Source organism: Kineococcus arenarius subsp. arenarius, from assembly GCF_050871845.1.
Lineage (GTDB): Bacteria > Actinomycetota > Actinomycetes > Actinomycetales > Kineococcaceae > Kineococcus.
In genome coordinates this window covers 13769-32840 of the sequence record NZ_JBJLSE010000041.1, presented here as the reverse complement: position 1 = coordinate 32840, position 19072 = coordinate 13769, and the positions used below count along the sequence as shown (strand labels likewise).

Here is a 19072-nt window from a genome sequence, read left to right as displayed (position 1 = left end):
CCCCCCCCGCCCCCCCCCCCCCCCCCCCCCCCCCCCCCCCCCCCCCCCCCCCCCCCCCCCCCCCCCCCGCGGCGGGGGGGGGGGATGGGGCGGGCTAGGCTCGGGGCATGGCGGCTGAGGTGCACGAGGGCATCCACGGCGTCCCGATGTCCTGGGAGGACTACCGCGCGCTGGGCGACGACGTCCGCGGTGAGTACGTGGACGGGGCGTTCATCCCGCGCGGCGTGGTGACGGGGCGGCACCAGCGGATCGCCCGGCGGCTGGCGAACGTGCTGGAGAGCGGCACCGGGCACCAGGTCCACGACGCGTGGGGCTGGAAACCGGGAGCCGACAAGTACGAGCCGGACGTGATGGTGATCGACGCCGACGCCGCCGTGGACGAGGAGGCCCAGTACTGGGACGGCCCGGTGCTGCTGTGCGTCGAGGTGCTCTCCCCGTCGAACCAGTCGAAGGACTGGGTGCGCAACACCGCCAAGTACGCCCGCCACGGCTGCCCCGAGTACTGGATCGTCTCCCCCTGGGACCACACCGTCTACGTGCACCGCCTCGTCGACGGCGCCTACGAGCTGGACCGGGCCCTGTCCGAGGGGGCCGTCGAGCTGGAGCGCTGGGGGATCGTCCTGGACGTCGGGGCGCTGTTCGCCTGACGCGGGCGTGCCCGGTGCGCACCGGGCACGCCCGCGCATCGGCGATCCTGGTGGTGTGAGCACGACGACCCCGCTCGGTACCCCGCACTCCTCCCACTGGGGGGCGTTCACCGCCACCACCGGCGCCGACGGCCGCGTCACCGTGCAGCCCCACCCCGACGACCCGGACCCCTCGCCGCTGCTGGGCAACGTCCCCGTCGCCGCCACGCCCACCGCCCGCGTGCTGCGCCCGCACGTGCGCCGCGGCTGGTGGGAGGACGGCCCCGGCCCGGACGAGCGCCGCGGCGAGGACGAGTTCATCGCCGTCGGCTGGGACGAGGTGCTGGACCGCCTCGCCGCGGAGTACCGCCGGGTCCTGGACGAGCACGGGCCCACGGCCGTGTTCGCCGGTTCCTACGGGTGGGCCAGCGCCGGGCGCTTCCACCACGCGCAGAGCCAGGTCCACCGCTTCTCGCACTGCCTCGGCGGTGCCGTGCGCTCCTCCTGGACGTACAGCCACGGCGTCGGCGAGGTCCTCATGCCGCACGTCGTCGGCAGCCAGGAACCCCTGATCTCACCCACCGCCCTGTCCAGCGTCGAGGCGCACACCGACCTCGTCCTCGCCTTCGGCGGGCTGCCCGCGAAGAACTCCGAGGTCGCCAGCGGCGGCATCAGCCGCCACGAGATCGCCGGCCGGCTGCGCGGCGCGAAGGCCCGCGGGGCGCAGTTCGTGCTCGTCTCCCCGCTGCGCGACGACCTCGCCGCCGAGCTGGACGCGCAGTGGATCGCCCCCGTGCCCGGCACCGACGCCGCGCTGCTGCTGGCGATGTGCCGGGTGCTGGTGCAGGAGGGCCTGCACGACCCGGGGTTCCTGGAGCGCTGCTGCTCCGGCACCGAGGAGTTCCTCGCGTCCCTCGACGGCGCCGACGACGGGGTGGTGAAGACCCCCGAGTGGGCCGAGGCGATCACGCAGGTGCCCGCCGGGACGATCCGGGAGCTGGCCCGCCGCGCCGCCGCCGGACGCACCATGGTCACCGTCAGCTGGTCCGTGGCGCGCACCCGCTTCGGCGAGCAGCCGCTGTGGGCGGCCGTCGCGTTCGCCTGCCTGCTGGGGCAGATCGGCCTGCCCGGCGGGGGGTTCGGCCACGGCTACGCCTCCACCGGCGGCGTGGGGCGCCGCTCCGGCCACTACCCGCTGCCCACGCTGCCGCAGTTCGCCGACCCGCTGCGCGTGCGCATCCCCGTCGCCCGCATCGCCGACGCGCTGCTGCACCCCGGCGAGCCGTACGAGGTCGACGGCCGGCGCGAGGTCTACCCGCACCTGCGCCTGGTGCACTGGGCCGGCGGCAACCCCTTCCACCACCACCAGGACCTGCAACGGCTGCGCCGCGCGTTCCGGGCCGCCGAGACCGTCGTCGTGCACGAGCCGTTCTGGACGACGACCGCCCGCCACGCCGACGTCGTCCTGGCCACCACCACCACCCTGGAGCGCGAGGACGTCGGCGCCGCCCGCTACGACGACCGCCTCATCCACATGGGGCGGGTGCACGAACCCCTGGGCGAGGCCCGCGACGACTACGCGGTGCTGTCCGCGCTGGCCGAGCGCCTGGGCGCCGGCGAGCGGTTCACCGAGGGCCGCACCGCGCAGCAGTGGGTGGAGCACCTGTACGAGCAGTGGCGCACCGGGCCGGCCGCCCGCGCCGGGATCACCGCGCCCCCCTACCCGGAGTTCCGCGCGGCGGGGGAGTTCCCGCTGCCCGACGAACCGCAGGAGAAGGTGATGTTCGCCTCCTTCCGCGCCGACCCCGCCCGGTTCCCGCTGCGCACCCCGAGCGGGCGCATCGAGCTGCACTCGCCGACCGTGGCGGGCTTCGGCTACGACGACTGCCCCGGCCACCCCGTCCACCTGCCCGCCGACGAGGCGCCCGACGAGGAGTTCCCCCTGCACCTGGTGGCGAACAACCCCGCCACCCGCCTGCACAGCCAGCTGGACCACGGCGCGCACTCGCAGGCAGGCAAGGTCGCCGGGCGCGAACCGGTGCGGCTGCACCCCGACGACGCCGCCGCGCGGGGCCTGGCCGACGGCCAGGTCGTCGTGGTGCGCAGCCGGCGCGGCAGCTGCCTGGGCGGGCTGGTGGTCTCCGACGCGGTGCGCCGCGGCGTGGTGCAGATGTCCACCGGTGCCTGGTGGGACCCCGTCGCCGGCGCGGCGGCGGGCGTCACCTGCGGCTACGGCAACGTCAACGTCCTGACCCGTGACGTGGGTTCCTCCCGCCTCGCGCAGGCCTGCACCGGCCAGCACGCCGCGGTGCAGGTCGCCGCCCACGCCGGCCCCGTGCCGCGGGTGACGGTCTTCGACCAGCCGGGGTCCGCGGACCCCGCCTGAACCGGTCGCGGGTCGCCGGCCGGATTCACCCGTTCGGCCCACCGCGTGAGGCATCATGGGACCCCCATCCCGGTGCTGGACGCACCGCCGAGGCGCGGAGGTGCCACAGGTGACCGAGGGCTGGCCGGACGACAGGCTGACCTCCGCCTCCGACGTGCCCTCGGTGCTCCGGCACCGCGCGGGGCCGCCGGGGGACCTCGACCGCTACGAGCTGCTCGGCCGGGCCGACAGCGTCGAAGAGGCGTGGCACGTCCTGGACCACCGCGCACCGTCGGGGGAGGCGCTGTTCACCCTCGTCGTCCTGCGCCCGGCGGAGCCCGCCGCGGAACCGGAGCCCGGCGCGGAGGCCGCGCAACAGCTGTGGCGCGAGCGCGCCGCCGGGCTGAGCCGCGTGCGGCACGAGCGCGTGGCCGCGGTCGTCGGCACCTTCAGCGGCCCCGCCCCGCACGCGCCGGGCCACGCCGCGGCGGACGGCCCCCGCTGGGACTACGCCGTCCTGGAGCAGGCGCCCGGTCGCTCCGTGGCCGACTGGCTGCACGACGACCCGGGCGCCGGCGTCGAGGAACGCTTCGCGGTGCTGGCCGCCACCGCCGGCGTCCTGCAGGAGCTGCACCGCGGCACCGAGAACTCCCCGCCGCTCGTGCACGGCGACATCACCCCCCGCACGGTGCGCCTGGGGGGCTTCTTCCCCGGCGACGGCGTGCGCCTGGCCGCCCCGGGCCTGGCCGGCCGGCGCCACGACGCCCCGCACCGCTCCGCGGCCGTCTACACCGCGCCGGAGGTGCGCTCGGGCGCCCTGCCGTCCTCGGCGAGCGACGTGTTCGGCTTCGCCGCCACCGCCGTGTTCGTCCTGACCGGGCAACCGCCCGCCGCGGACCCCACCGGCGCCCTCGACCCGCACCTGGTGCGCCGCCAGCTCGCCGCGTCACCGCACACCGCCGCGCACCCGCACACGGCCGAGCTGCTGCTGCAGGGCCTGTCCCCCGACCCGCGCGAGCGGCCCGACCGCCTGCCCGGCTGGGTCAACACCATGCGCGCGCTCGTGGCGCCGGACCCGGTGCCGCGCGAGCCGGACGGCTGGGAGCTGCCCGCCCCCGCGCCGGCCGCCGCGCCGCGGGCTCCGCGGGTGCGCACGCTGCCCCGGCGTCCCGTCGCGGTGGTGGTCGGTGCGCTGGTGCTCGCCAGCGCGGGCACGGCCATCGCGATCACCGCCGTGCAGCAGGGCCGGCTGGAGGAGGTGCCCAACCCCGTCGCCATCGTGCAGCCGCGGCCCACCGGCGTGCTGCCCACCTCGGCACCGGTCGCGCCCGCGCCCGCCACGCAGGACCCGGACGCCGGCACGAGCCCCGCCGAGGACGGCGCCGAGGACCCCTCGCGGGAACCCGTCGCGACCGGCCGGACGCCCGCCCGCACCGCCACCGCCCCGGCGGGTGGTTCCGGCGCCTCCTCCGCACCGGCGTCGCCCCCCGCGAGCACGCCCCCCGGCGCCTCCGCCACGCAGCCGGTCACCGTGCCGAGCTCGCCCGGGTCCACCGTGCCGCCGGCGGCGCAGGAGCCGGCCGCACCGCCCGCACCGTCGAGCACGCCGCCACCGGTCGCGGTGCCTCCCGCGCCCACGGTCCCGCCGTCGAGCACGCCGCCACCGGTCACGGTGCCTCCCGCGCCCACGGTCCCGCCGGTGCCCGTGCCGCCACCGGTCACGGTGAGCCCGACGTCCCCGAGCCCGACGTCCTCCAGCCCGACCTCCTCGAGCACGACGTCGACGGCCGCGCCGAGCGGTTCCGCACCGGCCCCCGCCCCGCCCGCGCCGGTCACCCCCGGCGGCTTCGCCCCCGACCCGCTGCCGGAGGCGGCACCGTCCGCGGCGACGCCCTGAGCCGGCCGGTCCAGCGGGCCGCGGCGGCCCCCGCGGCGGCCCGGTCCCTCGAGCGCGCCAGCGCCAGCGCCGCGTAGCCCGCGCCCAGCGCGACGGCCACGCCACCCAGCCGCCCGTCCGGCGGCACCAGCAGCACCGCCGCCGCGCAGGCCAGGCAGTAGCTGACGTTGAAGACGAGGTCGTAGGCGGTGAACACCCGGCCGCGGTAGGCGTCGTCGACGCTGCGCTGCACGACGGTGTCCACGCCGATCTTCGCGCCCTGCCCGCCCAGGCCCAGGGCGGCGGCGGCCACGGCCAGCACCGCCGGCGACGTGCTCAGCCCCACCACCACCTGCCCGGCGCCGGCCACCAGCAGGCACAGCGAGATCCAGGCGCGCACCCGCCCCCCGCGCGCCCCCCACGGGGCCAGGACGGCCGCCAGGCCCGAACCGGCGGCCACCGCGCTCAGCAGCACGCCCAGCGCAGCCAGTCCCGCGGCGGGGTCCCCGCCCGTCAGCGTGGTGCGGCACAGCACGACCACCGCCACCGTCGTCAGGCCGAACGCCCACCGGTGCCAGGCCACCACGCCCAGCGCGGCCGCCGCGGCCCGCCGCTCACCCAGGTGCGCCACGCCGTCGAGCACGTCGCGCGCGCTGGCGCGCAGCACCCGCCCGGCCGTGCGGCCCAGCGCGGGCGCGGTGACGGGGGAGGGGCCGGCGGGTGCCCTCCCGGGCTCCGGGCCGAGCAGGCCGCGCGGGAAGCGCAGGGCCAGCGCACCGGCCACCAGGTACCCGCCGGCGGCGGCCAGCAGCGCCGCCGCGTCCGCGCCGCCACCCGTGCCGGCCGCCGCGGTCAGCGCCACCGTGAGCGCCGCCCCCGCTCCGGCGGCGACCGTGCCCGCGCTGGGGGTGACCGCGTTGGCCAGCACCAGCCGGTCGGGGGCCACCACCCGCGGCAGCGCGGCCGACAGCCCCGCCAGCAGCGCCCGGTTCACCGACAGCACCGCCAGCGCCAGGGCCCCCACCGCGACGTCGCCGGCACCGCGGGCCAGGGCCAGCGCTGCGCCCACCGCCAGCACCGCACGCAGCAGGTTGCCCAGCCCCAACACCGAGCGCCGCGGCCGGCGGTCCAGCAGCACCCCCGCCCACGGCCCCACCACGGTGAACGGCAGCAGCAGCACCGCGGAGGCGAGCGCCACCTGCGCGGGAGTGGCCTGCCGCTCGGGGGAGAAGAAGAACAAGGACGCCAGCCCCGCCTGGAAGGCCCCGTCGGCGGCCTGCCCGGCCAGCCGCACCCCCAGCAGGTGGCGGTAGCGCCGGGTGCGGGTCAGCTGCGCCAGCTCTGCGAGCACTCCCGGCTGCGGCACGCGACCACGCTACGGGCAGCGCCGCCCGGCGGTGGAGGTCTCGTGCACAGCCGGCGGGGGTCCCCGGCCTGGCGGGTGGCGCCCCGGGCGGCGCGCATACTGGGACGGCCGGTGGGTGGGGGCCCGGGCACGGACCCGGCCCCGCTGAAGATCCGGCCGGCGCCTGCCGATGCACCGGCAGCGCCCCCGCGCCGCGGTGCGAGCCCGGCTCGCCCCGCACCCCGACGCCCGGAGGACCAGACCGCAGTGGCTGCACGTCGTCCCGCCCCCGCCCCCTCGTCCCGCCGCCCGCAGCGCCACCCGCGGCGCCGGGGCCGGCGCGTGCTCGCGTGGCTGGGCGGGCTGTTCGTCGCCGGCGTCGTCCTCGGCGTGGCCGGCTTCGCCACCGCGTACGCGCTGGTGGACGTGCCCGACCCCAACGAGCTGGCCGACGCCCAGACCAGCACCGTGTACTACTCCGACGGCACCACGCCCATCGGCACCTTCGCCGAGGTCAACCGGCAGGACGTGGACATCGAGCAGGTGCCGGAGGTCGTGCAGCACGCCGTCCTGGCCGCGGAGGACCGCTCCTTCTACGAGAACCGCGGCGTCTCGCCCAGCGGCATCGTCCGCGCGCTGTGGAGCAACGTCAGCGACGGCACCCAGCAGGGCGGCTCGACGATCACCCAGCAGTACGTGAAGAACTACTACCTGTCCTCCGAGCAGACGTACACGCGCAAGCTCAAGGAGTTCTTCATCGCGCTGAAGATCGACCAGCAGCAGACCAAGGCGGAGACGCTCGAGGACTACCTCAACACCGTCTACTTCGGCCGCGCCGCCTACGGCATCCAGGCCGCCGCGCAGGCGTACTTCGGCGTGGACGTGGAGCAGCTGAACGCCTCCCAGGGCGCCCTGCTGGCCGCCGTGCTGAAGGCGCCGAGCAACTACGACCCGCACAACGACGCCGAGGCCGCCGCCCAGCGCGTCGACTACGTCCTGGACGGCATGGTCGAGGAGGGCTGGATCACCGCCGAGGAGCGCGCCGCGGCGGGGCTGCCGGAGACGGTGGAGGACACCGACGACAACGAGCTCGCCGGTCCCGAGGGCTACCTGCTGGACACCGTCAAGCGGGAGCTGACCGGCAGCACCGTCGGACTCACCGAGGAGGAGGTCGAGCGCGGCGGCCTGAGCATCGTCACCACCTTCGACGCGCAGGCGCAGGCCGCGGCCGTCGAGGCCGTGCAGGACCGGCTGCCCGACGAGCTGCCCGAGGGCTTCCACGCCGCCCTGTCCGCGATCGACCCCGCCACCGGTGGCGTGGTCGCCATGTACGCCGGGGCGGACTACCTGGAGCGCCAGCGCAACGCCGTCACCCAGGACACCGCCCAGGCCGGCTCCACCTTCAAGCCGTTCACCCTGGTGGCGGCCCTGGAGGAGGGCACCTCGCTGCGCAGCACGTACAGCGGCGCGAGCCCGATCACCGTGGACGGCTGGAAGGTCTCCAACTTCGGCGGCTCCTCCTACGGGCGCATCAACCTGCTCACCGCGACGGCGAACTCGGTGAACACCGTGTACGCCCAGCTCAACGAGGAGGTCGGCCCCGAGGCCACCCGCGACGTCGCGATCCGCGCCGGCTACCCGGCGGACACGGCCGGCCTGGCCGACGAGGACACCACCATCTCCAACGTGCTGGGCACCGCCTCCCCGCACCCCATCGACGTCACCCAGGCCTACGCGACCTTCGCGGCGCAGGGCGTGCGCACCCAGTGGCACACCATCGTCAGCGTCACCGACGCCGACGGCACCCGCACCTACACCGCCTCCCCGGCGCAGGAGCGCGTCTTCTCCGAGGACGTCGCCGCTGACGCCACCTACGCCATGCAGCAGGTCGTGCAGCAGGGCAGCGGCCGCTACGCGCGCAACCTGGGCCGCCCCGCCGCCGGCAAGACCGGCACCTCCTCCAGCAACAAGTCCGCCTGGTTCGCCGGCTACACCCCGCAGCTGGCGGCGTCCGTGGCGCTGTACCAGTCAGGCCCGAACGGCGAGGCGCAGTCGCTGGACCTGGGCGGCGGCGAGGTCACCGGCGGCTCGTACCCGGTGCGGATCTGGACCGACTTCATGGAGGCCGCGCTGGAGGGCACCGAGGAGCAGGACTTCCCCGACCCCGCCTACGTGGGCTCCTCGCGCGGCTCGTCCTCCTCCTCCTCCTCGCGCAGCTCCTCCGGCTCCTCCTCGACGGCCACCCGCAGCTCGAGCCCCACCGCCACGCAGTCGCCCACCAGCACGGAGACCGCCTCCCCCACGGAGAGCGCCTCGCCCACGGGCACCGCCACGGCGACCTCCACCTCCAGCCCGAGCGCCACCTCCCGGCCCACCACCGCGGGCCCCAGCGCCACCAGCACCTCCGGCACCGGGGACGGCGGCGCCGACGAGGAGAGCGAGGACGCCGCCGCCCGGGAGGAGGAGGACGCGGCCGCCACCTCCACACCGAGCGCCGCCGCCGCGCAGTAGCCGCAGGGGCAGCGCCGGATGGGCCAAGCTGCTGCCGTGAGCACCGGCACCCCCGCACCCCCGCCCGCCGGCACCGGCAGCCCCGGACCCCGCGCCGCCGAGCCCGTCCCGCCCCTGCCGCCCACCGCCGCCGACCCGGTGGCACGCGCGGCCAGCGAGGTGATCGGCGGGCCCGCCGGCCGGCGCCTGGCCCCGCACGCCCCCTGGTGGGCGCGGCCCCTGCCGGTGCTGGTGGCGCTGACCACGGTGCTGGTGGCCGTGGGCGCCGCGAGCAAGCACCACTGCCGCGCACGGGGCTGGAGCACCCCCGACCAGTTCGTGCACGCCTGCTACTCCGACCTGCCGGTCGTGTACACGTCCTCGGGGCTGTCGCAGGGCCTGGGCCCGTACGGCGACGGGGTGTCGCTGGGGCAGCCCCCGCTCACGGCCGCGCTGGCCTGGCTCATCGGCCTGGTGGCGCCGCGGGGCACCGGCGCCGACGCCCAGCGCGCCTACTTCGACGCCGGCGCCGTGGTCCTGCTGGTCGCCGCGCTGGTCACCGTGGTCGCCGTGGCGCTGGCGGCGGGCCGCCGCCGCAGCTGGGACGCGCTCCTGGTGGCGCTCAGCCCCCTGCTGGCCCTGTCGGGCCTGGTGTCCCTCGACCTGGCCGGGGTCGCGCTGGCCAGCGCGGGCCTGGCGCTGTGGGCGCGCCGGCACCCCCTGGCCGCGGGACTGGTGCTGGGGCTGGCCGTCGCGGCCCGCACCTACCCGGTGCTGCTGCTGGTCGCGCTGGCCCTGCTGGCCCTGCGCGCGGGCCGCTGGCGCGCGGCCGGCACGACGCTGGCCGCCGCCGCGGCGGCCTGGGCGGCGGTGAACGCCCCCTTCGCGCTGGCGAGCGCGCAGGAGTGGAGCGCGTACCTGCGCGACGTCCCCGGGCGGTCCGCCGGGTACGGGTCGCCGTGGCTGCTGCCGCAGCTGCTGGAGCGGGCCGCCGGTTCCAGCGACGCCGCGGGGCTGCCCGCTTCGGCCGTGACGGCGATCGCGCTGTGCACCGGGTTCGCGTGGCTGCTGCTGGTGGGGCTGCTGGTGCTGTGGGCGCCGCGCCGGCCGCGCCTGCCGCAGGTGGCGTTCCTGCTGGTGGCCGGCTCCTGCCTGCTGGGCCCGGCGTTCCCCGTGCAGGCCTCGCTGTGGCTGGCGCCGCTGGCGGCGCTGGCGCTGCCCCGCTGGCGCGACCACCTGCTGTGGTGGGCGGCCGAGGCGGCGTACTTCGCCGGGGTGTGGCTGTTCATCGCCGGGCAGAGCACCCCGGAGCGGGCGCTGCCCCCGGAGCTGTACGCGGTCCTGCTGCTGCTGCGCCTGGCCGCCCTGGCCCACCTGGTCCTCGCCGTGCTGCGCCAGGTGCGCTCGCCGTGGCGGGACGCGGTGCGCTCGGAGGGCCTGGACGACCCGGCCGGCGGCGACCTCGACCGGGCCCCGGACTCGCTGGTCGTGCGGGTGGCGTGAGCGCTCCCGCGGTGTCCCCAGGCAGGTCGCGGGCCGGCCGGGAGCGGCCCCGCTGTGGACGGCCCCGCCGCCGGGCGCTGCGTGCGGAACGGTGGGACGCCGAGGGGCCGGTAGACTGCTGGGGTTCTGCGCCCGCTGGTCGGGCGTGGACGACGCACCGAGACCCTCCTGCCACGGAGAGACCGTGGCCGCCTGAGACCGAAGGAGGTGGGGAATGAGCGCGCGTCAGTACGAGCTCATGGTGATCCTCGACGCGGAGCTGGAGGAGCGCACGGTCGGCCCGTCGCTCGACCGGTTCCTCAACGTGGTCCGCCAGGGTGGTGGCGAGGTCGGCAAGGTCGACATCTGGGGTCGCCGCCGCATGGCCTACGACATCAAGAAGAAGTCCGAGGGCATCTACGCCGTCGTCGAGCTGAACGCCACGCCCGCCGTGGTGCAGGAGCTCGACCGGCAGCTGAACCTCAACGAGGCGGTGCTGCGGACGAAGCTGCTCCGCGCCGAGGCCGCCTGATGGCGGGGGAGACCGTCATCACGCTGGTCGGGAACCTGACCAACGACCCCGAGCTGCGCTTCACCCCGTCCGGGGCTGCGGTGGCCAACTTCACGGTCGCCTCCACCCCCCGCACGTTCGACCGCCAGTCGAACGAGTGGAAGGACGGCGAGACGCTGTTCATGCGCTGCGCCATCTGGCGCGAGGCGGCCGAGAACGTCGCCGAGTCCCTCACGCGCGGCACCCGGGTGGTCGTCACCGGCCGCCTGCAGTCGCGCACCTTCGACACGAAGGAGGGCGAGAAGCGCACCGTCATCGAGATGCAGGTCGACGAGATCGGCCCCTCGCTGCGCTACGCCACCGCGAAGGTCACCCGGGCCTCCCGCGGCGGGGGCGGCGGTGGCGGCTTCGGCGGCGGCGGCAACTCCGGCGGCGGCTTCGGCGGCGGGGGCAACCCCGGCGGCGGTGGCGGCGGTGGCTGGGGCGCGAGCTCCGGCGGCGGCCAGCAGCAGCAGGACGACCCCTGGGCCACCGGCCCCTCGCAGGGGTCCGGCGGCGGCTGGGGCGGCGCGTCCAACGACGACCCGCCGTTCTGACGGGCAGTCCCCCGCAGCACTCCTCCAGGCCCCCCGGGGCCTGACCCTCGGTGCGTCGCGACCCCCGTCGCGGCCCGCCGAGCACCACGAACGACGTCATCCCGGGCCTGAACCCCCGGGCTCTCACGAGAGGGGAGCACCACGATGGCCAAGGTGCCCGTGCGCAAGCCCAAGAAGAAGCAGAACCCGCTCAAGGCAGCCAAGATCGAGAGCGTCGACTACAAGGACACCGCTCTGCTGCGCAAGTTCATCTCCGACCGCGGCAAGATCCGCGCGCGTCGGGTGACGGGCGTGTCCGTTCAGGAGCAGCGTCAGATCGCCAAGGCGATCAAGAACGCTCGCGAGATGGCGCTGCTGCCCTACAGCAGCTCCGCCCGCTGAGGAGGAGGGACGAGATGAAGCTCATCCTCACCCACGAGGTCTCCGGCCTCGGCACGCCCGGCGACGTCGTGGAGGTCAAGGACGGCTACGGCCGCAACTACCTCCTGCCGCGCAACCTGGCCACGCCGTGGACCAAGGGCGGCGAGAAGCAGGTCGAGTCGATCCGCAAGGCTCGCAAGACCCGCGAGATCGCCACCCTGGACGAGGCGAAGTCCGTCAAGCAGTCGCTCGAGTCGCGCACGGTGGCGTACGTCGCCCGCGCCGGCCAGGGCGGCCGCCTGTTCGGCGCCGTCACCCCGGCCGACGTCGCGCAGGCCGTGACCGCCGCCGGTGGTCCCGCGGTCGACAAGCGCAAGATCGAGCTGACCCAGCCGATCCGCACCGTCGGCGTGCACAAGGCGCTCGTGCGCCTGCACCCCGACGTCTCGGCGACCGTCACCATCGACGTCGTCGCAGCCCAGGGCTGAGCGGCTCACCACCGCGCACGAGGGGCCGGCCGCGCACCGCGCGGCCGGCCCCTCGTGCTCCCCCGGCCCTGCGCCGAACGGGTGCCCACCCGTGCAGGGGGCCGCCGGGGGCGCCGATGCCCCGGACGTGCGCGCGCCCGACCTGACCACCCTCACCCTGCGGGCCCACTGCGTGGCGGCCCCGCTGCTCGTCGTGCTGTGCGTGAGCCTGCCGGACGGGCTGCCGCGCGCCGGCGTCTACGCCTTCACCGGCCTCGCCTGCACCGCGCTCGTCGCCCTCGGCACCCACCGGCACCGCCCCCGCGACGCCACCGGGTGGTGGTTCGTCGCCGCCGGGGTGGGGGCCTGGACGCTCGGCGACCTCGTGTACAGCTACCTCGAGCTGGTCGTCGGCGTCGAACCGTTCCCCTCGGTGGCCGACGCCTTCTACCTGGCCGCCTACCCCCTGCTGGCGCTGGGCCTGCGCTCGTTCGTGCGTTCCCGCACCGGCGACGGCGACCGCGAGGGCGTCATCGACACCGCCATCATCACCATCGGCTTCGTGCTGCTGAGCTGGATCTTCCTGCTGCAGCCCACCCTGGCCGACGGCAGCGCCTCCGTGCCGACCCGCGTGCTGGCCGCCCTCTACCCCGTGGGCGACGTCCTGCTGCTGGCGCTGCTGGTGCGTCTGCTCACCTCCAGCGGCGCCCGCACCGCAGCCTTCCGCCTCCTGGGCGCCGGCGTGGTGCTCATGCTCGTCGCCGACAGCGTCTACCAGGTGCAGAGCCTCGCCGGCTCCTACTCGCCCGTCCTCGACGCCGGCTGGCTCGCCTCGTACGCGTGCATCGCCGCCGCCGCGCTGCACCCGTCCATGCGCCGCCTGACCGAGGTCGGGCCGACCACCGGTGTGGAGTTCAGCCGCGGTCGCCTCCTGGCGCTGATGCTCGCCAGCCTGCTCTCGCCCGGCACCATGCTGCTGCAGCTGGCCCTGGGCCTCTCCCCGGAGCCGTGGGCGGTCGGCCTCAGCTCCGTGGTCCTCTTCGTGCTCGTCGTGCTGCGCATGTCCGGGCTGCTCACGCGCGTCCGGGAGCAGTCCGAGCAGCTCGCGGCGCTCGCCCGCACCGACGCCCTCACCGGCCTGCCCAACCGCCGCAGCGGCGACGCCGAGCTGCACCGGCTGCAGCAGGCGGCGCTGGCCGAGGGGCAGCCCCTGGCGGTCGCGGTGCTCGACCTGGACCGCTTCAAGAGCTTCAACGACACCTTCGGCCACCCCGCCGGGGACCGGCTGCTGTCGCAGGCCGCCCTCGCCTGGAACGCCGGGCTGGAGGGCACCGGTGCCGTCCTGGCCCGCTGGGGCGGCGAGGAGTTCCTGGTGGTGCTGCCCGGCCGCGACCTGGCGGACGCCGCCGCCGTGGTGGACGCCCTGCGCGCGCGCACCCCGCTGGGGCAGACGTTCTCCGCGGGCGTGGCGCAGTGGGACCGCGCCGAGACCCTCGCCGCCCTGGTCGCCCGCACCGACGAGGCCCTCTACGAGGCCAAGCACGCCGGCCGCGACCGGGTCGTGACCGCCGCCGGGACGGCGCCGGCCGCGCAGCAGCAGCCCGTCCCCGCAGCAGCCGTCCCCGCAGCAGCCGTCCCCGCAGCCCGCGGCGGAGCCCCCGCCCAGCCGGTCGCCTGAGCGGAGCCCCCGCCCGGTCCCGCCTCACCCGGCGCCGGTGACCACCCACGCGCCGGAGCGCTCCCGGTGCACCAGCGTCACCAGCCGGGCCAGCGAGTAGGCACCGGCGAAGGACGCCCACAGCCACACCAGCCCGGCGCGGCCGGGCGGCGCGAGCAGCAGCACCAGCACCGCCGCCGGCGCGTACGCGGCGAGCGTGAGCACCCCGGCGCGCGCCAGGTAGCGCCCGTCCCCGGCGCCGATGAGCACGCCGTCCAGGACGAACACCCAGCCGGCGACCGGCAGGCACAGCCCCAGCACCACCAGGGCCGCCGCCAGGTCCCCGCGCACCTGCGCCTGCGGGGCGAACAGCCCGGCCACCGGCCAGGAGGTCGCGGCCACGAGCGCGCCCAGCACCACCCCGACGGCGACGCCCCACTGCGAGGTGCGGCGGACCGTGGCCCGCACCCCGGCGACGTCCCCGGCACCCAGGTCGCGGCCGACGAGCGCCTGCGCGGCGATCGCGAGGGCGTCCAGCGCCAGCGCCGTGGTCGTCCACACCGTCATCGCGACCTGGTGCGCGGCCAGGCCGGAGTCGCCCTGGGCGGCGGCCACGTACGTCGTCAGCAGCAGCGCCACGCGCAGGGTGAGGGTCCGCACCAGCAGCGGGACGCCGGCGCGGGCGCTGCGCAGGACCCCCAGGGGGTGCGGGCGCACCGGCGCCCCGGTGCGCCGGACCCCGCGCGCCACGACGGCCGCCAGCGCCACCGCCATGAGCACCTGGGTGGCGGCGGTGCCGGCCGCCGAGCCGGCGATGCCCCACCCGGCGCCGTGCACGAGCAGCAGGTTCAGGACGACGTTGAGCCCGGCGCCGGAGGCGGCGACCACCAGGGGGGTGCGGGTGTCCTGCAGGCCCCGCAGCAGGCCGGTGGCGGCGAGCACCACGAGCATCGCCGGCAGCCCCCACAGGCTGACGCGCAGGTACGTCACGGCGTACGGGCGGGCCGCGGCGGACACCCCCAGGGCGTCCACCACCGGCCCGGCGGCGGCGTGGACGACCACGGCCGTGACCACGCCCAGCCCCAGCGCCAGCCAGACCCCGTCCACGCCGGCGGCCAGGGCGCCGCGCGCGTCGCCCGCGCCGAGCCGGCGGGCCACCCCGGCGGTGGTGCCGTAGGCGAGGAAGACGAACAGGCTGACGGCGGTGGCGAGCACCGCGCCGGCGACGCCGAGGCCGGCCAGCGGCAGGGTGCCCAGGCGCCCGACGATCGCGGAGTCGGCCAGCAGGAACGCGGGCTCGGCCACGAGGGCGCCCAGCGCGGGCACGGCCAACCGGGCGATCTCGGCGTCCCGGGCCCGGACCTTGAGGCCCGCCGGGGAACCGTTACCGGACCGCAACCCCACCGTCGATCTCCCGTCGTCCGCAGATATTTCTCCTCCACACCTCGCGGACGGCATCGTCGCAGGTCACAGCCGGTGCGCGTGCCGGTGGGGGGCCGGATCGGGAAGTTGTCCCCAGAGTTGTCCACTCCCTGTGCACCACCACCCCCACTTCGTCCACAGGTTGTCAACCGGCCTGTGCACAGGCGGGTTTGACCGCTGCTCCCCGCGTGCGTCAGGGTGCCTGGACCGAGGTGTCGGACCCTCCCGGTAGACCTCGGTCGACAGCGGTGGCAGCGCCGGTGGACGACCGTTCGGGAAGAGGGGCGCAGCAGGGTGACGACGTTCGACGACGCTCCGGCGCAGCGCGGCGGGTCGGGTGGCTCCCGCCGCAAGGGCGGCGACGACCGCGGGCCCGAGGTGGGCAGCGAGCCCTACGAGCGGATGCCCCCCCAGGACATCGCCGCCGAGCAGGGCGTGCTCGGCGGGATGATGCTCTCCAAGGACGCCATCGCGGACGTCGTGGAGGTCCTCAAGGGCGTCGACTTCTACCGCCCCGCCCACGAGCTGATCTACGAGTCGATCCTCGACCTCTACTCCCGCGGCGAGCCCGCCGACCCCGTCACCGTCTCCGCCGAGCTCACCAACCGCGGCGAGCTCGCCCGCGTCGGCGGCACCCCGTACCTGCACGACCTCATCTCCACCGTCCCCACCGCCGCCAACGCCGGCTTCTACGCCCGCATCGTGCGCGAGCGCGCCGTGCTGCGCCGCCTGGTGGAGGCCGGCACCCGCATCGTGCAGATGGGCTACGGCGCCGACGGCATGGACGTCGACGCCATCGTCAACTCCGCCCAGGCCGAGGTGTACGCCGTCACCGAGAAGCGCGTGAAGGAGGACTACGCCGTCCTCGGCGACGTCATCGAGGGCGCCATCGACGAGATCGAGGCCAGCTCCCACCGCGGCGAGGGCATGGTCGGCGTGCCCACCGGCTTCGCCGACCTGGACGGCCTGACCAACGGCCTGCACCCCGGGCAGATGATCGTCATCGCGGCGCGCCCCGCCGTGGGCAAAAGCACCCTGGGACTGGACATCGCCCGTGCCGCCTCGATCAAGCACGGCCTGGCGTCGGTGATCTTTTCCCTGGAGATGGGCCGCAACGAGATCTCCATGCGCCTGCTGTCCGCCGAGGCGCGCATCCCCCTGCAGAACATGCGCAAGGGCACGATGCGCGAGGAGGACTGGACGAAGCTCGCCCGCACCATGGGCTCCATCTCCGAGGCGCCGCTGTACATCGACGACTCGCCGAACATGTCGCTGATGGAGATCCGCTCGAAGTGCCGGCGGCTGAAGCAGCGCGCCGACCTCAAGCTCGTCATCGTCGACTACCTCCAGCTGATGACGTCCGGCAAGCGGGTGGAGAGCCGCCAGCAGGAGGTCTCGGAGTTCTCCCGCGCGCTGAAGCTGCTCGCGAAGGAGCTCGAGGTCCCCGTCATCGCGCTGTCCCAGCTGAACCGCGGGCCGGAGCAGCGCACCGACAAGAAGCCGCAGATGAGCGACCTGCGCGAAAGTGGCTCCATCGAGCAGGACGCCGACATGGTGATCCTCCTGCACCGCGAGGACATGTACGAGAAGGAGTCCCCGCGGGCCGGTGAGGCGGACTTCATCGTCGCCAAGCACCGCAACGGCCCCACGGACACCATCACCGTGGCGTTCCAGGGCCACTACTCCCGCTTCGTCGACATGGCGACCTGACGGGGACCGGCGTGGACGGCGAGGGGGACGGCGGCGAGGCGGTCTGCTGGCTGCACCTGCTGTGCCCGGACTGCGGGGCGGTGCGGGAGGTCCCCGCGGACGCGGTGTGCCCCGCGTGCGGCGCGGCCCCGCCGCCGGGAGACTGATCACCGCCAGGACCGCAACCCCAGGAGGACCACCGTGGTCGATCTGCCCCGCCTCACCGACGAGCACCTGGGCACCGCGCGCACGTCCGCGCACGGCCGCAGCGCGCACCTGCTCGTGCACGACGGGCACCTGCGCCAGACCCTCATCGCCCTGCGGGCCGGTGAGGAGCTGCCCGAGCACAACCCCCCGCAGGCGGCGACCGTGCAGGTCCTCGTCGGCCGGGTGCGCATCACCGCCGGCGACGAGCAGTCCGAGGTCGGTGCCGGTGAACTGGTCCAGCTGGTCCACCAGCGCCACGCCGTCTCCGCCCTGGAGGACTCGGCGCTCCTGCTGACCACGGTGACCGGCCTGCCCGACGGCGACCCCACCGTCTGAACCGGCCCCGGACGCACCGCCCCGGACTCACCGCGCCGGCCGCCGCACCACCAGCGCGGTCGTCTCGAACTCCTCGTCCGCCACCGCGCGCGCCTCCAGGCCGGCGCCGGCCGCGGCCCGCACCGCCGCCGCCTCCTGCTCCCCGGCGACCTCCGCGAGCAGCGACCCGCCCGGCCGCAGCCAGGTCGCCGCGCCGGCGAGCACGCGCCGCAGCACGTCCAGGCCGTCGCCACCGCCGTCGAGCGCGAGCCGGGCCTCGTGCTCGCGCGCCTCCGGCGGCAGCACCGCCACCCGGTCGCTGGGCACGTACGGCACGTTCGCCACCACCACGTCGACTCCCCCGCGCAGCGCCGCGGGCAGCGCCGCGAACAGGTCCCCGCGGTGCACGTCGGCGCCGGGCAGGTTCGCGCGGGCGCAGCGCACCGCGGCCGGGTCCACGTCGGCGGCGTGCACGAGCAGGCCCGGCACCCGCACCCGCAGGGCCGCGGCCAGGGCGCCCGTGCCGCAGCACAGGTCCACCAGGACGTCGCCGGGCGCCAGCAGCGGTGCCGCCAGCGCCACGAGCAGCTCCGAGCGGTGCCGGGGCACGAACACGCCCGGTGCCACGGCCAGGCGCAGCCCGCTGAAGGCCGCCCACCCCAGGACGTGCTCCAGCGGTTCCCCGGCGGCGCGCCGGGCGGCGAGCGCCTCCACGTCCTCCGGTGCGCTCGCCGCCGCGCGCAGCAGCTCCGCCTCCCGCTCGGCGAACACGCAGCCCGCCGCGCGCAGGCGCGCCGCGAGGGGGTCCTCCGGGGTGCTCACGGGCCGGGGTCTCAGGCGCCGGCGGCGAGGAACGCGGTGATCCCCTCCACGACGACGCGGTGGTCCTCCGCCTCCGGCAGCCCGGACACCGCGACGGCTCCCACGCAGCCGACGCCGCGCACGTTCACGGGGAATGCGCCGCCGTGGGCGGCGTAGCGGCCGGTGTCCAGGCGGGAGTCGGTGTCGAAGGAGCCGCCGGCGGCGCGGAAGCGGGTGCCCACCAGGTAGGAGGAGCGGCCGTAGAGGTCCACCACGGCCGTCTTGCGGTCCAGCCACGCGTCGTTGTCGGCGGAGGAGCCGGGCAGGCCGACGTGGAAGAGGCGCTGGCCGTTGCGGCGCACGCAGACCGCCACCGGCAGCGCGTCGCGCAGGGCGCGCTCGGCCAGCAGGGTGCCCAGCCGCCAGGCGGTGAGGTTGTCGAAGGTGTCGAAGACGAGGTCCCTCTCGTGCTGTTCCAGCTCGGTGAGCAGCGCGGCGTGGTCGTCGGTCATGGGGTCTCCCGGTGGGGGTGGTCGGTGGTCGGTGGGCGCGGTCAGCGGCGGGCGGCGAGGAGCCCGGAACCCGTCGACGCCACCGGCAGCGCCGGGGCCAGGCGCCGCATCACGGCGTCGGCGCGCTGCTGGTGGGGGACGTAGCCGGCGAAGTCCGCGGTGCGGCGGTGACGGCCGGCGGGGTCGGGGACGATCGCCAGCGCGAGCAGGGCGGTGAGGGCGTCGTGGGCGCGGGTCGCCGGGGAGGTCACGGGGTGATCCTGCCCGAGGCGGGCGGGCGCCGTCAGGGCTCCGGAGCCGGGGGCGGTGCCGATCGGGGACACTGGGATCACCCGTGCAGCTGGCGCGGTG

The 19072-nt window shown here is 76.4% G+C and carries 18 protein-coding genes; 13 read left to right on the top strand and 5 right to left on the bottom strand.

Annotated elements, in window-relative coordinates; translation table 11 throughout:
- Window positions 1-107 precede the first annotated feature (107 nt).
- The 3 genes from ACRYM0_RS11710 to ACRYM0_RS11700 all read left to right on the top strand — a co-directional run bounded on the left by ACRYM0_RS11710 (window position 108) and on the right by ACRYM0_RS11700 (window position 4888).
- A complete protein-coding gene (locus ACRYM0_RS11710; RefSeq protein WP_432505234.1) occupies window positions 108-647 on the top strand; it encodes a Uma2 family endonuclease in 540 nt (179 codons plus the stop codon).
- Between the two features lie 55 nt (window positions 648-702).
- On the top strand, window positions 703-3012 hold the full coding sequence (locus tag ACRYM0_RS11705; RefSeq protein WP_432505232.1) for a molybdopterin-dependent oxidoreductase: 2310 nt from the start codon (window positions 703-705) through the stop codon (window positions 3010-3012).
- Window positions 3013-3121: 109 nt separating this feature from the next.
- Window positions 3122-4888: a serine/threonine-protein kinase gene (locus tag ACRYM0_RS11700; RefSeq protein WP_432505230.1), complete on the top strand. Its 1767-nt coding sequence runs from the start codon at window positions 3122-3124 to the stop codon at window positions 4886-4888.
- Here the strand turns inward: ACRYM0_RS11700 and ACRYM0_RS11695 are convergent.
- Window positions 4824-6233 carry an MFS transporter gene (locus ACRYM0_RS11695; RefSeq protein WP_432505228.1) on the bottom strand — a complete coding sequence of 470 codons (1410 nt, stop codon included), beginning with the start codon at window positions 6231-6233 and terminating at the stop codon, window positions 4824-4826. The genes ACRYM0_RS11700 and ACRYM0_RS11695 overlap by 65 nt on opposite strands.
- 246 nt (window positions 6234-6479) lie before the next feature.
- Between ACRYM0_RS11695 and ACRYM0_RS11690 the strand changes: the two genes are divergently transcribed.
- From ACRYM0_RS11690 to ACRYM0_RS11660, 7 genes are all read left to right on the top strand, one after another.
- Window positions 6480-8723, top strand: coding sequence for a transglycosylase domain-containing protein (locus ACRYM0_RS11690; RefSeq protein ID WP_432505226.1), 2244 nt, complete (start codon window positions 6480-6482; stop codon window positions 8721-8723).
- 36 nt (window positions 8724-8759) lie between these two features.
- A complete protein-coding gene (locus ACRYM0_RS11685) occupies window positions 8760-10205 on the top strand; it encodes a glycosyltransferase 87 family protein (RefSeq protein ID WP_432505224.1) in 1446 nt (481 codons plus the stop codon).
- Window positions 10206-10419: 214 nt separating this feature from the next.
- Entirely contained in the window at window positions 10420-10716 is a 297-nt protein-coding gene (rpsF, locus tag ACRYM0_RS11680; RefSeq protein WP_432492420.1) for a 30S ribosomal protein S6, read from the top strand.
- The gene (locus ACRYM0_RS11675) at window positions 10716-11291 is read left to right on the top strand and encodes a single-stranded DNA-binding protein (RefSeq protein ID WP_432505222.1); all 576 of its coding nucleotides are present in this window, start codon (window positions 10716-10718) and stop codon (window positions 11289-11291) included. Before rpsF ends, ACRYM0_RS11675 begins: the two co-directional genes overlap by 1 nt.
- Window positions 11292-11435: 144 nt before the next feature.
- A complete protein-coding gene (gene rpsR / locus ACRYM0_RS11670; protein WP_166612805.1) occupies window positions 11436-11672 on the top strand; it encodes a 30S ribosomal protein S18 in 237 nt (78 codons plus the stop codon).
- Between the two features lie 14 nt (window positions 11673-11686).
- Window positions 11687-12139 (top strand): 50S ribosomal protein L9, encoded by a 453-nt coding sequence (gene rplI, locus ACRYM0_RS11665; RefSeq protein WP_432492424.1) that lies wholly within the window; start codon window positions 11687-11689, stop codon window positions 12137-12139.
- Between the two features lie 127 nt (window positions 12140-12266).
- Window positions 12267-13796 carry a sensor domain-containing diguanylate cyclase gene (locus ACRYM0_RS11660; RefSeq protein WP_432505220.1) on the top strand — a complete coding sequence of 510 codons (1530 nt, stop codon included), beginning with the start codon at window positions 12267-12269 and terminating at the stop codon, window positions 13794-13796.
- Between the two features lie 24 nt (window positions 13797-13820).
- Here the strand turns inward: ACRYM0_RS11660 and ACRYM0_RS11655 are convergent, their stop codons facing one another.
- On the bottom strand, window positions 13821-15173 hold the full coding sequence (locus ACRYM0_RS11655; RefSeq protein ID WP_432505218.1) for an MATE family efflux transporter: 1353 nt from the start codon (window positions 15171-15173) through the stop codon (window positions 13821-13823).
- Between the two features lie 426 nt (window positions 15174-15599).
- Between ACRYM0_RS11655 and dnaB the strand changes: the two genes are divergently transcribed.
- Genes dnaB through ACRYM0_RS11640 form a run of 3 tightly spaced genes read left to right on the top strand, consistent with a single transcriptional unit; the run spans window position 15600 to window position 17429 of the window.
- Entirely contained in the window at window positions 15600-16907 is a 1308-nt protein-coding gene (gene dnaB / locus ACRYM0_RS11650) for a replicative DNA helicase (RefSeq protein WP_432505238.1), read from the top strand.
- Between the two features lie 11 nt (window positions 16908-16918).
- Window positions 16919-17053 (top strand): hypothetical protein, encoded by a 135-nt coding sequence (locus ACRYM0_RS11645; protein WP_432505216.1) that lies wholly within the window; start codon window positions 16919-16921, stop codon window positions 17051-17053.
- A 34-nt stretch (window positions 17054-17087) separates the two neighbouring features.
- A complete protein-coding gene (locus ACRYM0_RS11640) occupies window positions 17088-17429 on the top strand; it encodes a cupin domain-containing protein (RefSeq protein ID WP_432505214.1) in 342 nt (113 codons plus the stop codon).
- 27 nt (window positions 17430-17456) lie between these two features.
- Here the strand turns inward: ACRYM0_RS11640 and ACRYM0_RS11635 are convergent, their stop codons facing one another.
- The 3 genes from ACRYM0_RS11635 to ACRYM0_RS11625 are packed head-to-tail and all read right to left on the bottom strand — an operon-like array spanning window position 17457 to window position 18972.
- Window positions 17457-18230, bottom strand: a complete 774-nt coding sequence (locus ACRYM0_RS11635) for a putative protein N(5)-glutamine methyltransferase (protein ID WP_432505212.1) — start codon at window positions 18228-18230, stop codon at window positions 17457-17459.
- Window positions 18231-18241: 11 nt separating this feature from the next.
- A complete protein-coding gene (locus ACRYM0_RS11630; RefSeq protein ID WP_432505210.1) occupies window positions 18242-18721 on the bottom strand; it encodes a heme-degrading domain-containing protein in 480 nt (159 codons plus the stop codon).
- A 41-nt stretch (window positions 18722-18762) separates the two neighbouring features.
- The gene (locus ACRYM0_RS11625; protein ID WP_432505208.1) at window positions 18763-18972 is read right to left on the bottom strand and encodes a hypothetical protein; all 210 of its coding nucleotides are present in this window, start codon (window positions 18970-18972) and stop codon (window positions 18763-18765) included.
- Window positions 18973-19072 lie beyond the last annotated feature (100 nt).

What these genes read in the sequence shown, in the direction of transcription:
- ACRYM0_RS11710 (WP_432505234.1), top strand. Translation starts at nt 108, where the DNA reads ATGGCGGCTGAGGTGCACGAGGGCATCCACGGCGTCCCGATGTCCTGG.
- rpsF (WP_432492420.1), top strand. Translation starts at nt 10,420, where the DNA reads ATGAGCGCGCGTCAGTACGAGCTCATGGTGATCCTCGACGCGGAGCTG.
- ACRYM0_RS11675 (WP_432505222.1), top strand. Translation starts at nt 10,716, where the DNA reads ATGGCGGGGGAGACCGTCATCACGCTGGTCGGGAACCTGACCAACGAC.
- rpsR (WP_166612805.1), top strand. Translation starts at nt 11,436, where the DNA reads ATGGCCAAGGTGCCCGTGCGCAAGCCCAAGAAGAAGCAGAACCCGCTC.
- rplI (WP_432492424.1), top strand. Translation starts at nt 11,687, where the DNA reads ATGAAGCTCATCCTCACCCACGAGGTCTCCGGCCTCGGCACGCCCGGC.
- dnaB (WP_432505238.1), top strand. Translation starts at nt 15,600, where the DNA reads ATGCCCCCCCAGGACATCGCCGCCGAGCAGGGCGTGCTCGGCGGGATG.
- ACRYM0_RS11630 (WP_432505210.1), bottom strand. Translation starts at nt 18,721, where the DNA reads ATGACCGACGACCACGCCGCGCTGCTCACCGAGCTGGAACAGCACGAG.